This window comes from Curvibacter sp. PAE-UM (assembly GCF_001432305.1).
Taxonomy (GTDB): Bacteria; Pseudomonadota; Gammaproteobacteria; order Burkholderiales; family Burkholderiaceae_C; genus Hylemonella.
Genome location: NZ_KQ483358.1, coordinates 2102355 through 2116967 on the forward strand (window position 1 = coordinate 2102355; position 14613 = coordinate 2116967).

The 14613-nt window shown below is 62.7% G+C and carries 14 protein-coding genes; 7 read left to right on the forward strand and 7 right to left on the reverse strand.

Annotation, left to right across the window (positions count from 1 at the left end):
- Positions 1-4 precede the first annotated feature (4 nt).
- Both AO057_RS10225 and AO057_RS10230 read right to left on the reverse strand, forming a co-directional pair.
- Positions 5-439 (reverse strand): ExbD/TolR family protein, encoded by a 435-nt coding sequence (locus AO057_RS10225; RefSeq protein ID WP_371258273.1) that lies wholly within the window; start codon positions 437-439, stop codon positions 5-7.
- Entirely contained in the window at positions 436-1071 is a 636-nt protein-coding gene (locus AO057_RS10230; RefSeq protein ID WP_057675562.1) for a MotA/TolQ/ExbB proton channel family protein, read from the reverse strand. The genes AO057_RS10225 and AO057_RS10230 overlap by 4 nt, the downstream gene beginning before the upstream one ends.
- A gap of 350 nt (positions 1072-1421) precedes the next feature.
- Here AO057_RS10230 and xseA point away from each other — a divergent pair, with 350 nt between their 5' ends.
- The gene (gene xseA, locus AO057_RS10235; protein WP_057675564.1) at positions 1422-2723 is read left to right on the forward strand and encodes an exodeoxyribonuclease VII large subunit; all 1302 of its coding nucleotides are present in this window, start codon (positions 1422-1424) and stop codon (positions 2721-2723) included.
- 61 nt (positions 2724-2784) lie between these two features.
- Here xseA and AO057_RS10240 read toward each other — a convergent pair whose 3' ends face one another.
- Complete coding sequence (locus AO057_RS10240; protein ID WP_057675567.1) at positions 2785-3366, reverse strand: urate hydroxylase PuuD; 582 nt, start codon at positions 3364-3366, stop codon at positions 2785-2787.
- Between the two features lie 186 nt (positions 3367-3552).
- On the opposite strand from AO057_RS10240, the gene AO057_RS10245 reads away from it, so the two are divergent.
- On the forward strand, positions 3553-4134 hold the full coding sequence (locus AO057_RS10245) for a superoxide dismutase (RefSeq protein WP_057675568.1): 582 nt from the start codon (positions 3553-3555) through the stop codon (positions 4132-4134).
- Here the strand turns inward: AO057_RS10245 and AO057_RS17805 are convergent.
- Entirely contained in the window at positions 4125-4412 is a 288-nt protein-coding gene (locus AO057_RS17805; protein WP_156404532.1) for a hypothetical protein, read from the reverse strand. The two genes, AO057_RS10245 and AO057_RS17805, sit on opposite strands and share 10 nt — an antisense overlap.
- A 24-nt stretch (positions 4413-4436) precedes the next feature.
- Here AO057_RS17805 and AO057_RS10250 point away from each other — a divergent pair, with 24 nt between their 5' ends.
- Positions 4437-6674: an NADP-dependent isocitrate dehydrogenase gene (locus AO057_RS10250; protein ID WP_057675570.1), complete on the forward strand. Its 2238-nt coding sequence runs from the start codon at positions 4437-4439 to the stop codon at positions 6672-6674.
- 103 nt (positions 6675-6777) lie between these two features.
- On the opposite strand, the gene AO057_RS10255 is transcribed toward AO057_RS10250, so the two are convergent.
- Positions 6778-7233: a DUF192 domain-containing protein gene (locus tag AO057_RS10255; protein WP_057675572.1), complete on the reverse strand. Its 456-nt coding sequence runs from the start codon at positions 7231-7233 to the stop codon at positions 6778-6780.
- Positions 7234-7409: 176 nt separating this feature from the next.
- On the opposite strand from AO057_RS10255, the gene icd reads away from it, so the two are divergent.
- From icd to clpA, 3 genes are all read left to right on the forward strand, one after another.
- Complete coding sequence (icd, locus tag AO057_RS10260; RefSeq protein ID WP_057675574.1) at positions 7410-8663, forward strand: NADP-dependent isocitrate dehydrogenase; 1254 nt, start codon at positions 7410-7412, stop codon at positions 8661-8663.
- 171 nt (positions 8664-8834) lie between these two features.
- The gene (clpS, locus tag AO057_RS10265; protein ID WP_057675576.1) at positions 8835-9194 is read left to right on the forward strand and encodes an ATP-dependent Clp protease adapter ClpS; all 360 of its coding nucleotides are present in this window, start codon (positions 8835-8837) and stop codon (positions 9192-9194) included.
- A gap of 108 nt (positions 9195-9302) precedes the next feature.
- Entirely contained in the window at positions 9303-11636 is a 2334-nt protein-coding gene (clpA, locus tag AO057_RS10270; protein WP_057675578.1) for an ATP-dependent Clp protease ATP-binding subunit ClpA, read from the forward strand.
- 60 nt (positions 11637-11696) lie between these two features.
- Here clpA and AO057_RS10275 read toward each other — a convergent pair whose 3' ends face one another.
- Entirely contained in the window at positions 11697-12740 is a 1044-nt protein-coding gene (locus tag AO057_RS10275) for an extracellular solute-binding protein (RefSeq protein ID WP_057677251.1), read from the reverse strand.
- A gap of 93 nt (positions 12741-12833) precedes the next feature.
- Between AO057_RS10275 and AO057_RS10280 the strand changes: the two genes are divergently transcribed.
- Positions 12834-13724, forward strand: a complete 891-nt coding sequence (locus AO057_RS10280; protein ID WP_057675580.1) for a patatin-like phospholipase family protein — start codon at positions 12834-12836, stop codon at positions 13722-13724.
- A gap of 198 nt (positions 13725-13922) precedes the next feature.
- Here the strand turns inward: AO057_RS10280 and AO057_RS10285 are convergent, their stop codons facing one another.
- Positions 13923-14462, reverse strand: a complete 540-nt coding sequence (locus AO057_RS10285) for a phasin family protein (RefSeq protein WP_057675582.1) — start codon at positions 14460-14462, stop codon at positions 13923-13925.
- Between the last annotated feature and the right edge of the window lie 151 nt (positions 14463-14613).

Genomic DNA, 14613 nt, shown 5'->3' on the forward strand with positions numbered 1-14613 from the left:
GCCTTCAGCGACCGCCTGCCTGCGCCGAGGACTGGGTGGCGAAGGTGATCTGCGTCAGGCCGGCACGGCGCGCCGCCTCCATCACGGTCACGACGGACTGGTGGCGCGCGCTGGCGTCGGCGCTGATGATGACCACGGTGTCCTTGCCCGCCTTGGCCGCCTGCAGCAGGGCCGCGACCACGGCTTCCACGCTGCGGCCTTCGACCGCTGCGCGATTGACGGAAAAACTGCCTTCGCTGCTGACGGCGACGATGACTTCCTTGGGGTAGTCGCGCTGGGCGTCGGTATCGGCCACCGGCAGGCGCAACTGCATCTCGGTGAACTTGCTGTAGGTGGTCGACAGCATCAGGAAGATCAGGATCACCAGCAGCACGTCGATGAAGGGGATCAGGTTGATCTCCGGTTCCTCGCGGCTGGGGCGGCGGAAGTGCAGTCTCATGACGGGGTGCGCAGGGTGGCCAGGTGTTGCAGCAGGCGTTCGCCGGCCTGCTCCAGCGTCAGCAGGTATTCATCCACACGGGCCCGGAAGTAGCGCCAGAAGATCAGTGCCGGAATGGCGATGATCAGGCCGAAGGCGGTGTTGTACAGCGCGATCGAGATGCCGTGGGCCAGCTGCGCCGGGTTGCCACCGGTGGCACCACCCGCCGGCGACTGGGAGCCGAAGATCTCGATCATGCCGACGACGGTGCCAAACAGCCCCATGAGCGGCGCCACCGAGGCGATGGTGGCCAGGGCGCTGAGGTAGCGCTCCAGTCGATGGGTCACAAGGCGGCCGCTGCTCTCCAGGGCGTTGCGCAACTCCTCGTCACTGCTGGTCGGTTTGGTTTGCAGGGCCTGCAGGCCGCTGGCCAGCACCTCGCCCAGGGCCGAGTTCTTCTCGAGTTGGGCGATGACTTCGGGCGCGGGCAATGCCGTGCTGGAGGCTTTCAGCACTTCGTCCAGCAGTTGCGGGGGAGCGACCTTGGTGGTCTTGAGACTGAGAAAACGTTCAATGATCAGGGCCAGTCCCAGGATGGAACAGATGATCAGGGGCCAGATCGGCCAACCAGCGGCTTGTATGATGGAAAACAAAGGGATCCTCCACGCGAATGTGCGTTGCGATTATGACCGAGGCCGATGGACGAACCGCTGCTTGCGCATCGCTCATGCCGGTTCCGGCCGGCAGGAGGCAAAGGCAGCCAGGTAGCCCACAGTTCATGTGGATAACTTTGTGCAGAACTGTTGGGTAGGTGCTCCGATGCACCTGTTCATGCGCGTTTGCGACAGAACGATGACAAAAAAGGCAGACAAAAAACCAATGAAATCAAAGGCTTGCACCGAAAAATCAGGCTCGGGGGCGAACTGGGACATGCCCTGTCAGCGGCCCACCTGCTGTGGAGTAGTCCTCTGCAGCCACCCGGGCGCGAACCGCATGGTTGCTCATGTCTGAGTTCGAAAACCCAGTCGGCACGCCGCGTATCTGGCCGGTTGGTGCGCTGTGCCGCGCCGTTGCTGATGCGCTGGATGCGCGCTTCAATCCTGTCGCGGTGCGCGGCGAGATTTCTGGCTTCAACCGCGCGTCCAGTGGGCATTGTTACTTTGCGCTGAAGGATGAAAGCGGGCAGATTCGCTGCGCCATGTTTCGCCGCGCGGCCAGTTTGCTGGACTTTGCGCCGCGCGACGGCGAACTGGTGGAGGTGCGCGGTCGCCTGGATGTCTATGAGCCGCGCGGCGATCTGCAACTCATCGTGGAGTCGATGTCACGCGCCGGCCAGGGGGCCCTGTTCGAGCAGTTCCTCAAGCTCAAGGCCAGGCTGGAAGCCGAGGGGCTGTTCGACGCGGCGCGCAAGCGCGAGTTGCCCCTCCAGCCACGCGGCATCGGCCTGGTGACCTCGCTGGGGGCGGCAGCCCTGCACGACGTGGTCACGGCCCTGCAACGGCGCGTGCCGCACATTCCGGTTTTCCTGGCGCCGGCTGCGGTCCAGGGCGCGGCGGCGCCAGCCGAACTGGTGGCCGCCCTGCAGCGGCTTTATGGCCTGGCGGAGCAGGGCCGCCCGGCGCTGGACGTCATCCTGCTGGTACGCGGGGGCGGCTCCATGGAGGACCTCTGGGCTTTCAACGACGAGCGTCTGGCCCGCACCCTGGCGTTAAGCCCGGTGCCCGTGGTCAGCGGTGTCGGGCACGAAACCGATTTCACGATCGCCGACTTCGTGGCCGACCTGCGCGCGCCCACGCCCACGGCGGCGGCCGAACTGGTGGCCGAGGCCCGCAGCGTCTGGCTGGGGGCTCTGGATCTGATTCAGGCGCGCCTGTCCGATGCGCTGGAGCAGCAACTGGACCGCCAGAGCCAGCGCCTGGACCTGGCGGCCAGCCGGTTGGGCCGCCCTTCGGGGTTGGTGGCCCGGCAGCGCCTGGCACTCTCGGCCCAGGCGCAACGCCTGCGTTATGCCGCAATCCATGCGCTGACCCAGTGCCAGCGTGATCTGCAGCAGTTGGGCAAGGCCTGGCCGCAGTCCACGCAGCGTGGATTGCAGACCCAGCAGCAGCGCCTGGAGCGCGCCGGCCTGCGCCTGCAACTGCTGGACCCGTCGCTCGTGCTGCAACGTGGTTATGCCTGGGTCAGCAATGAACGCCATGAAGCGGTGACCCGTGCGCAGGGGCTGGTTCCTGGCCAGCTCCTGCATCTGCATTTTTCCCAAGGGCAGGCGGATGTCAGCGTCACGGCCATCCGGGAAAAAGGGTAACCGCGTCCTCCCATGACAAAGGGCCGCATCACGCGGCCCTTTGTTCATGCGAGCGGGCGCGTTACAGGCCGCCGTTTTGCTGGGCCACCATGCAGAACAGCATGGGGATGGAGAGCATGGTGTTGAAGCGCGAGGTCAGCATGGCCAGGCGTGCGGCCTTGGCCTTTTCGGCGGCTTCCACCGTCACGATGCCCAAGGCCTTTTTCTGGTTCGGCCAGATGATGAACCAGACATTGAAGGCCATCACCAGGGCAATCCACATGCCGATGCCGATGGCCGTGAAGGGCTTCTGCAGCATCAGGGCGCCGACCAGATAGCCGCTCATCGTTGCCAGCAACAGGCCGGTGACCACCGTGGCCAGGGCAGACCAGCGGAACCAGAACAGGGCGGTCGGTGCGATCACCTTGCTCACCGCCGGTTTCTGCTCGTCCGGGATCTTGGGCATCGACGGGATCTGCACGAAGTTGAAATACCACAGCAGACCGACCCACATGACGCCGCACAGGACGTGCAGCCAGCGCATCACGAAGGTGGCCCAGGCATGGCTGGGACTCACATTGCCGCCGGCCACCAGCACCAGCACTACCAGCAGCACCACACCGGCCAGTACCGATCGGCCCAGGGATTGGAAGATTGCACCCATGGTTGTCTCCTTTTGTTGATTCAGGTCAAGGGTAATTATGGCCTAGCGACCGATCGCGCGAGGAGCACTGGTCGGGCCGGCCACCTTGCCGCCGGCAAGGTTGATGCGGCCGTCTCGCCCGGGCCGAAGAGCGAGTTCTTACAATCAGCGCCTCTGGCCTTTCAACAACAAACCACCGAGGACCTCATGGAACACACCCTGCCCCCCCTGCCTTATGCCATTGACGCCCTGGCACCGCATTACTCCAAGGAAACCCTGGAGTTCCATCATGGCAAGCACCACAACGCCTATGTGGTGAACCTGAACAACCTGCAGAAGGGCACCGAATTCGAGAGCCTGGACCTGGAGTCCATCGTCAAGAAGTCCAGCGGCGGCGTCTACAACAACTCTGCCCAGATCTGGAACCACACCTTCTTCTGGAACTGCATGAAGCCCAACGGCGGCGGTGAGCCCACGGGCGCCCTGGCCACGGCCATCAATGCCAAGTGGGGCAGCTACGCCGCCTTCCGCGAAGCTTTCGTCAAGTCGGCCGTGGGCAACTTCGGTTCCGGCTGGACCTGGCTGGTGAAAAAGGCCGACGGCTCGGTCGACATCGTCAACATGGGCGCTGCCGGCACGCCGCTGACCACCGCCGACAAGGCCTTGCTGACGGTGGACGTGTGGGAGCACGCCTACTACATCGACTACCGCAACCTGCGCCAGAAGTTCGTCGAGACCTTCCTGGACAAGCTGGTGAACTGGGATTTTGTGGCCAAGAACTACGCCTGATATCCGCGTTTTGCTGAGCAAGGGCTCGAAGGGCTGACCTTCGAGCCCTTTTTTTCTGCCCTCGCATGCCCGCGCTGGCGGTCGCCGGCCCGGGTCTGGCAACCAGTCATGTGTCTTTTATAAGACTGATCGATAAAATTTCCGGCTTTTTTTGATGGATATTTTGTATTGCGGGATTTCGATTCAAAAAAAGACAGCGCGGTCAGAGCCCAGAAAGCAAAATCTCTCATCGTCAAAAGCCTGAAGCCGTTCAGAGAAAAAAGGAGCGGTGGCGCCACGACCCGATTTTCTGGAGATAGAACATGAGCACCCAGCAACCCACCATCATCTACACCCTGACCGACGAGGCACCGCTGCTGGCGACCAGTGCCTTTCTGCCCATCATCCGCACCTTCGCTGCGCCGGCCGGTGTCAACGTGGTCACCAGCGACATCTCGGTGGCGGCACGTGTCCTGGCGGCCTTTCCTGAGTACCTGAGCGAGGAGCAGCGTGTGCCGGACGACCTGGCTGAGCTGGGCCGCCTGACCCTGCTGCCCGAGACCAACATCATCAAGCTGCCCAACATCAGCGCCTCGGTGGCGCAGCTGGTAGCCTGCATCAAGGAGCTGCAGTCCAAGGGCTACAAGATTCCCGACTATCCGGAAAATCCGAAGACCGAGGAAGAAAAGGCGCTGCGCACGCGTTATGCCAAGTGCACGGGCAGCGCCGTCAACCCGGTGCTGCGCGAGGGCAACTCCGACCGCCGCGCCCCGGCCGCCGTGAAGAACTACGCACGCAAGAATCCGCATTCCATGGCCGAGTGGAGCCAGGCTTCGCGCACCCACGTCTCGCACATGCACCATGGCGACTTCTACCATGGTGAAAAATCGATGACGCTCGACAAGGCGCGCGACGTGAAGATGGAACTGATCACCAAGAGCGGCAAGACCATCGTGCTCAAGCCCAAGATTTCCCTGCTCGACCGTGAAGTGATCGACAGCATGTTCATGAGCAAGAAGGCGCTGCTCGAGTTCTACGAAAAGGAGATCGAGGACGCGCACAAGACCGGCGTCATGTTCTCGCTGCACGTGAAGGCCACCATGATGAAGGTCTCGCACCCCATCGTGTTCGGCCATTGCGTCAAGATCTTCTACAAGGACGCCTTCGCCAAGCACGGCAAGCTGTTCGACGAGCTGGGCATCAACGTCAACAACGGCATGGTCGATCTCTACAACAAGATCGCCACGCTGCCCCAGTCCAAGCAGGAGGAGATCAAGCGCGACCTGCACGCCTGCCATGAGCATCGCCCCGAGCTGGCCATGGTCGATTCCGCCAAGGGCATCACCAACTTCCATTCGCCCAATGACGTGATCGTGGACGCCTCCATGCCGGCCATGATCCGCGCTGGCGGCAAGATGTATGGGGCCGACGGTCGCCTCAAGGACGCCAAGGCCGTGATGCCCGAAAGCACCTTCGCGCGCATCTATCAGGAGATCATCAACTTCTGCAAATGGCATGGCAACTTCGACCCGCGCACCATGGGCACCGTGCCCAACGTGGGTCTGATGGCCCAGCAGGCCGAGGAGTACGGCTCGCACGACAAGACCTTCGAGGTTCCCGAGGACGGCGTGGCCAACATCACCGATCTGCTCACCGGTGAGGTCCTGATGAGCCAGGACGTGGAGCAGGGCGATATCTGGCGCATGTGCCAGGTCAAGGATGCCGCGATCCGCGACTGGGTCAAGCTGGCCGTCACGCGCGCCCGCAACTCGGGCATGCCGGTGGTGTTCTGGCTCGACCAGTACCGCCCGCACGAGGCCCAGCTGATCACCAAGGTCAAGATGTACCTGCACGAGCACGACACTGCGGGCCTGGATATCCAGATCATGTCGCAGGTGCGCGCCATGCGCTATACGCTGGAGCGTGTCGTCCGCGGCCTGGACACCATCTCGGCCACCGGCAACATCCTGCGCGACTACCTGACCGACCTGTTCCCCATCATGGAGCTGGGCACCAGCGCCAAGATGCTGTCCATCGTCCCGCTGATGGCCGGTGGTGGCATGTACGAAACGGGTGCGGGTGGCTCTGCGCCCAAGCACGTCCAGCAGCTGGTGGAAGAAAACCACCTGCGCTGGGATTCGCTGGGCGAGTTCCTGGCCCTGGCCGTGTCGCTGGAAGAGCTGGGCATCAAGACCGGCAATGCCCAGGCCAAGATCCTCGCCAAGACCCTGGATGCGGCCACGGGCAAGCTGCTCGATCACAACAAGAACCCCTCGCCCAAGACCGGCCAGCTCGACAACCGTGGCAGCCAGTTCTACCTGGCCCTGTACTGGGCCCAGGAACTGGCGGCGCAGAAGGAGGACGCGGCCCTGGCCGCCAAGTTCGTCCCGCTGGCCAAGCAGCTGACCGACAACGAGCAGACCATCGTGGCTGAACTGGCCGCCGTGCAAGGCAAGCCGGCGGACATCGGCGGTTACTACAAACCTGACTTCGCCAAGCTCGACACCGTGATGCGTCCGAGCAAGACGCTGAACGCCGCGCTGGCGACGGTCAAGACTTAAACCAAGCCAGCCAACAGGCAAGCCGGAGGGCCGGCAGCGAAGAAGCGATCAGGATGGCGAAGCCATCGTGATCGCTTTTGTTCTTTTGGCCGGCGCTTGCGGATCAGGGGCGACGTCCAAAGGGCTGCCCCCCCAGCTTGCTGCCAGCCTTGATCCCGCGTTTGGCGAACCAGCCCTGGTTCATCTCCAGCACGTAACGCACCGGTTTGGCGGAGCAGTGTGAGTTCGTGGTCTGCGGCTTCATGTCGGCGAGATTGACGATGGTGCCGTCGTCGGCCACGAAAGCGGCGGTCAAAGGCAGCAGGGTGTTCTTCATCCAGAAGCACTGGGAGGACGGTTGTTCGAAGACGAAGAGCATGCCCTCGCTGGTGGGCATCTCCTTGCGGAACATGAGGCCGGTGGCGCGCTGCTCATTCGTGGCGGCCACCTGGGCTTGAATCAGGTGCATACCTGCCGAAAGCGTGACGCGCGGCAGATGGAGCTGAGGGGACTCCTGCGACCAGCCCAGCCCCGGCAGGGCGAAGAACAGGAAGGACAGGCGCAGGACGAGGCGGTTCATGGAGGGGCGTGAGAGCTGTGGGCCAGGACATTGTCTGTCATTCTCCGGGCGGAGGTGCAGGTCGGCGGCATGGAAATAGAGACTAGAATTTATTCACAAATTCAATCCGACGCGCGCCTGCGGAAAACCCGGGACGGCACCGTCTGTCTATGCAGCCCTCACGGAGTCCCGCTTCCATGTACCAGTACATCCAGGTGCCAAGCCAAGGCCAGAAAATCACCGTCAGCGCCGACATGTCGCTCCATGTGCCGGATGAGCCCGTCATCCCGTATATCGAGGGGGACGGCACGGGGCTGGACATCACGCCGGTGATGCTACGGGTGGTCGATGCGGCCGTGGAGAAGGCCTACGCCGGCCGGCGCAAGATCCACTGGATGGAGGTGTATGCCGGCGAGAAGGCGACCCGGATCTACGGCCCCGATGTCTGGCTGCCGCAGGAAACCCTGGACGTGGCGCGCGAGTATGTGGTGTCCATCAAGGGGCCCTTGACCACACCCGTTGGCGGCGGCATCCGTTCGCTCAACGTGGCCCTGCGCCAGGAGCTTGACCTCTATGTCTGTCTGCGCCCGGTGCAGTACTTCAAGGGCGTGCCTTCGCCGCTCAAGGAGCCCGAGAAGACCAATATGGTGATCTTCCGCGAGAACTCGGAGGACATCTACGCCGGCATCGAGTACGAGGCCGAGTCCGCCCAGGCCAAGAAGCTGATCAAGTTCCTGATCGACGAGATGGGCGTCAAGAAGATCCGCTTCCCCGATACTTCCGCGATCGGCGTCAAGCCCGTGTCCATCGAGGGCACCGAGCGCCTGATGCGCAAGGCCATCCAGTACGCCATCGACAACCACAAGCCCAATGTGACCATCGTGCACAAGGGCAACATCATGAAGTTCACCGAAGGCGGCTTCCGTGACTGGGCCTATGGTCTGGCCCAGAAGGAGTTCGGTGCCGAGCTGATCGACGGCGGCCCGTGGTGCAAGGTCAGGAACCCGAAGTCCGGCAAGGACATCGTCATCAAGGACGTGATCGCTGACGCCTTCCTGCAGCAGATCCTGCTGCGTCCGGCTGAGTACAGCGTGGTGGCCACGCTGAACCTCAACGGCGACTATATTTCCGACGCGCTGGCGGCCCAGGTGGGCGGCATCGGCATCGCCCCCGGCGCCAACCTGTCCGACACGGTGGCCATGTTCGAGGCCACCCACGGCACCGCGCCGAAGTATGCCGGCAAGGACTATGTGAACCCGGGCTCCGAGATCCTGTCGGCCGAGATGATGCTGCGCCACATGGGTTGGAAAGAAGCCGCTGACCTGATCATCTGTTCGCTCGAGCGGTCCATCCTGAGCAAGAAGGTGACCTACGACTTTGCCCGCCTGATGGACGGTGCCACCCAGGTCAGCTGTTCGGGCTTTGGCCAGGTGATGATCGACAATATGTGATCGGCAGGCGTGCGGGCCGACCGCTCCACCAGACTCCCAACCGCCCCCGGCCTGTTGTCGGCGGCGGTTTTTTTCACGACGGACCTGTTTCCAGGCTTGAAGCTTGGCCAGTCCGTCTCCAATTCAACCCCATGCGGGGCGCGCCTGATGCGCGCTCGATAGAATCGATCCATGGCCACGAAATCTCCTGCCAAGCCGCCAGCCCCTCCCGTCCAGCAGCCCCGCCGGGACGAAGGTGGATCAGTGGTGCTTGAGCGTCGGACGCAGAAAGTCAAGCCACCGCAGATGTATCAGGTGGTCATGCTCAATGACGATTACACCCCGATGGAATTCGTGGTGGTCGTGATCCAGGAGTTTTTCAGCAAAGATCTGGAAACGGCAACCCAGATCATGCTCAAGATCCATCTGGATGGCAAAGCGGTCTGCGGTGTCTATACCAAGGATGTGGCCGCGACCAAGGTCGACCAGGTGCTGGATGCGGCGCACAAGGCGGGACATCCGCTTCAGTGTCTGTGCGAGCCGGTGGCCTGAAGAAGTCGAGTAGATGGGGAAAAGTAACTTTTCTTTTAGGCTGGAACTGTTGGACAGTCAGGCGAATCGGATTAAAGTAGATTTGTAAGCAAGGCAAAAGGAAGTCACATGATTGCCCAGGAATTGGAAGTCAGCCTGCACATGGCGTTTGTCGAGGCGCGTCAGCAACGCCACGAGTTCATCACCGTGGAGCATCTGCTGCTGGCCTTGCTCGACAACCCCAGTGCGGCCGAGGTGCTGCGCGCCTGCGCAGCCAATATCGACGACCTGCGCAAGTCGCTGTCGAACTTCATCAAGGACAACACCCCGCAGGTGGCTGGTACCGACGACGTTGACACCCAGCCCACGCTGGGGTTCCAGCGTGTGATCCAGCGCGCCATCATGCACGTGCAGTCCACGGGCAGTGGCAAGAAGGAGGTGACCGGCGCCAACGTGCTGGTGGCCATCTTCGGCGAGAAGGATTCCCATGCCGTCTACTACCTGCACCAGCAGGGCGTGACGCGCCTGGACGTGGTCAACTTCATCGCCCACGGCATCAAGAAGAGCGATCCCCCCGAAACCGGCAAGTCCAGCGAAAGCTCGGGTGAGGCGGAGGAGGGCGCTGCCGCCGAGAAAGGCGACAGCAAGGCCTCGCCGCTGGAACAGTACACCCAGAACCTCAACCAGGCTGCCAAGGAAGGCAAGATCGATCCGCTGATCGGTCGCGAGTACGAGGTCGAGCGCGTGATCCAGATCCTGTGCCGCCGCCGCAAGAACAACCCGCTGCTGGTGGGCGAAGCCGGTGTCGGCAAGACGGCGATTGCCGAAGGCCTGGCCTGGCGCATCGTCCAGAAGGACGTGCCTGAAATCCTGGCCGAGGGCAATGTCTATTCGCTGGACATGGGCGCTTTGCTGGCGGGCACCAAGTACCGTGGTGACTTCGAGCAGCGCCTCAAAGGTGTGCTCAAGTCCCTCAAGGACAAGCCCAACGCCATCCTGTTCATCGACGAGATCCACACCCTGATCGGGGCCGGTGCCGCTTCGGGTGGCACGCTGGATGCGTCCAATCTGCTCAAGCCGGCGCTCTCCAGCGGCCAGCTCAAGTGCATCGGCGCGACCACCTTCACCGAGTACCGCGGCATCTTCGAGAAGGACGCGGCGCTGTCGCGCCGTTTCCAGAAGGTCGACGTGGTGGAGCCCACCGTGAGCGAGACCATCGACATCCTCAAGGGCCTGAAGTCGCGCTTCGAGGAGCATCACAACGTCAAGTACGCCAATGCGGCGCTGCAGGCGGCGGCCGAGCTGTCGGCCAAGTACATCAACGACCGACACCTGCCTGACAAGGCCATCGACGTGATCGACGAGGCGGGTGCCGCCCAGCGCATCCTGGCACCGTCCAAGCGCAAGAAGACGATCGGCAAGACCGAGGTCGAGGAAATCGTGGCCAAGATCGCGCGCATTCCCCCGGCCAACGTGTCCAACGACGACCGCAGCAAGCTGCAGACCATCGAACGTGATCTGAAGAGCGTGGTGTTCGGCCAGGACAAGGCCCTGGAAGTGCTGGCGGCCGCTGTCAAGATGGCGCGCTCCGGCCTGGGCCGTGCCGACAAGCCGATCGGCTCCTTCCTCTTCAGCGGCCCGACCGGTGTGGGCAAGACCGAAGCGGCCAAGCAGCTGGCCTACATCATGGGCATCGAGCTGATCCGCTTCGACATGTCGGAGTACATGGAGCGCCACGCCGTGAGCCGCCTGATCGGTGCGCCGCCTGGTTACGTCGGTTTCGACCAGGGCGGCCTGCTGACCGAGGCTGTCACCAAGAAGCCGCATGCCGTGCTGCTGCTTGACGAGATCGAGAAGGCGCATCCGGACATCTTCAACGTGCTGCTGCAGGTCATGGACCACGGCACGCTGACGGACAACAACGGACGCAAGGCCGACTTCCGCAACGTCATCATCATCATGACGACGAATGCGGGCGCCGAAACCATGAACAAGTCGACCATCGGCTTCACCAACCCGCGCCAGGCCGGTGACGAGATGGGCGACATCAAGCGCCTGTTCACGCCGGAATTCCGCAACCGCCTGGACGCCATGGTCAGCTTCAAGGCGCTGGATGAGAACATCATCCTGCGTGTGGTCGACAAGTTCCTGCTGCAGCTCGAAACCCAGCTGGCCGAGAAGAAGGTGGACGTCACCTTCACCGACAAGCTGCGCAAGCACCTGGCCAAGAAGGGCTTCGATCCGCTCATGGGCGCTCGCCCCATGCAGCGCCTGATCCAGGACACGATCCGCCGGGCGCTGGCCGACGAGTTGCTCTTCGGTCGCCTGACCGACGGTGGCCGTCTGACGGTGGACCTGGACGACAAGGACAAGGACGAGAGCAAGACCGAAGTCCTGCTCGACATCCAGCCCCTGCCCAAGAAGGAAGGCAAGGCCAAGCCTGAAGAGGCCACGGCTGACTGACCGTCAGTCGCCCAAAGAAAAAGCCGGCCCCAGGCCGGCTTTTTCATGCGTGCGGGACGATCAACGGAAGCCCGCGCGATCCAGCATCTGCTGCACCTTGACGGAGTTCTGCCCGACCACGCTGATCGGGATGGTCTCGCTCTTGAAGCCGTTGCCCCCCATGGCCTGCAGGGCCGGGTTGTCCAGCTTCACCCCCTTGGCGGTCGGCCATTCGTTGTTGCCGTTGGCGAAATGCTCCTGTGCCTGCGGGCTCGCCAGGTACTCCAGGAACTTCACGGCATTGGCCGGGTGCTTGGCATGTCTGGCCACGGCACCGCCGGCGATGTTCACATGCGTGCCCCAGCTGGACTGATTGGGGAAGACCACGCCGACGCGTTCGACCACGGCCTGGTCTTCGGGCTTGCTGGAGCGCATCAGTCGCGCCAGGTAGTAGGTGTTGGTCACGGCCACGGCGCACTCGCCCGAGGCCACGGCGCGGATCTGGTCGGTGTCGCCGCCCTTGGGTGCGCGCGCCATGTTGTCCACCATGCCCTTGAGCCAGGCCTCGGTCTTCTGGTCGCCCAGGTGTTCGAGGACGGCACCGAACAGCGAGAGGTTGTAGGGGTGCGAGCCGGAGCGGATGCACAGGCGGCCCTTGTTCTTGACGTCCCCGAGCTCTTCGTAGGTGTCGACGTCCTCGCGCTTGACCTTGATCTTGTCGTAGACGATGACGCGGGCCCGGGTCGAGAAGCCGTACCAAGCCGAGCCGCCGTCGCTGCCTGCTGCGCCGCGCAGTTGCGCCGGAATGGCCGTGTCCAGGACGGCCGATTTGACGGGCTGGAACAATCCCTCAGCCTCGCCGCGCCACAGGCGGGCCGCGTCCACCAGCAGAATCACGTCGGCCGGCGATGCCGAGCCTTCCGCGCGCAGACGGGCCAGAATGCCGGCATCATCGGCGTCGACGCGGTTGATGCGGATGCCGGTGGTGCGGGTGAACTGGCTGTAAAGGGCCTCGTCGCTTGGGTAGTGACGGGCGGAATAGATGTTGACCACCTGTTCCTGGGCCAGTGCCGGGCTGGTGGCGAGCAAGGTAAAGAAGGAGAGGGAGAAAATTCGTTTGAGCATGATGTGCGTGCTTGAATCGGAACCCAGATGATATACAAAATGCAAATCATTCTCAATAAGCATAATGAAATCATGGGATATCAGAGCTGGCGCATGGTGTTGCCAGCGCTGCTCGTCGTGCTGGCCGGATGCGCCGGCCCAGCACTGACGCCGGAGCCCCCTGCGCCGCTCGAGACGAAGCGTGCGCCCCGTATTGGTCTGGCCCTGGGTGGCGGGGCGGCGCGAGGTTTTGCCCATATAGGGGTGATCCAGGTGCTGGAAGAGGCCGGTATCAAGCCGGATCTGGTCGCTGGCACGTCGGCTGGCAGTCTGGTGGCTGCGCTCCATGCCAGCGGGCGCAATGGCAGCCAGTTGCAGCGCATTGCTGAAACCATGGACGAGGCCACCTTTACGGACTGGACCCTGCCGCTGTTCAGCCGAGGCATGTTGCGTGGCGATGCCCTGGCGCGGTATGTCCAGCAGCAGGTGGGGGGGCGCCGTATCGAGGATCTTTTCATGCCGCTGGGTATCCTGGCTACCGATCTGCAAAGCGGCCAGGGGGTGCTGTTCGAGCGCGGGGACGTTGCTACAGCCGTGCGGGCGTCGAGCGCCGTGCCGGCACTGTTCCAGCCGGTACGGATCAGCGGGCGAGATTACGTGGATGGCGGCCTGGTGGCGCCGGTGCCCGTGCGTCAGGCACGCCAGATGGGGGCAGAACTGGTCATCGCCGTGGACATCTCGCAGCAGCCCGAGGCCAATGCGCCCGGTGATGTGTTCCAGATCCTGCTGCAGACCTTCAGCATCATGAGCAAGAGCATCAACACGCTGGAATTGCGTGGCGCTGATCTGGTGGTGGTGCGTCCGGCCCTCAATGGTGTTTCGGGGGCAGACTTTGCCGCCCGCAACCGCGCCATCCAGGCTGGGCGGGCGGCCATGCTGCAGGCCTTGCCGCAGCTGCGCCTGGCGATCGAGGCGGGGATGCGCCCGGTGAGTCCGTCGAAATGAGATAAAAAAAAGCCCCGTCAGGGACGGGGCTTTGAAGGGATCCCTGAACCTGATGGTTACGAAAGGACCCGAGGAGACAAACGGTGGAAAAACAAAAGCTGTTTTGTTTTTCGATGAATCAATTATGTCAGGGTTTTCCCTTGTTGTAAAGGCTGGTCAAGAAGGCCTTTGGAACCAGGGTCTATCCTGTGTTGAAAATTAACGCTTCTTGGCAGTTGCCTTGCCGGCCTCGACGGTGGCAGTGGCCGCCTTGAAGTTCGACTCGGCCAGGGCAGCAGCCTGCTTGGCCGATTTCTGGGCCGTTTCCAGCACATTGTTGGCGGCAGCCACGGCGCTCTTCATCAGGGCAACGGCGGTCTCGGAGCCGGCCGGGGCGTTCTGCGACGTGCTGTCGACCACGTCCAGGAATTTCTTCTGGGCCTCGGCGATCTGGGCTTCGAAGGTCTTGCCGAATTCGGCGCTGGTCACGGCAGCGATGTCATAGATTTCGCGGCTGTAGCTGGCAGCCTTTTCGCTCAGGGGCTGCAGCAGGCCGGATTGCAGGGCCAGCAGCTCTTGCGGGTCCTTGGCGTTCAGCACGGTCTGGGTCTGGCTGGCGGACTCGGCCAGCAGGGCGCGGGAAGCGGCCAGATTCAGTTCAACCAGCTTTTCCACGCCTTCGAAGGCTTTGCCGGTCAGACCAAAGAGGGTTTCAACATTGGCTTTATTAGTGGCCAGAACTTGTTCGACGGTCAGCATACAGAACTCCTTGAAGGATGGGTTGATTAAGAACCACGTTTGCTGCATTGCAGCATGAGACCAATTTTAGGCAGCCTCATCCCGAATGCAAGAGGTTTTTGCTGCTTTGCAGCAATTTAGGCCTGGCACCCTAGAAGCCCTGCGGGGGCGG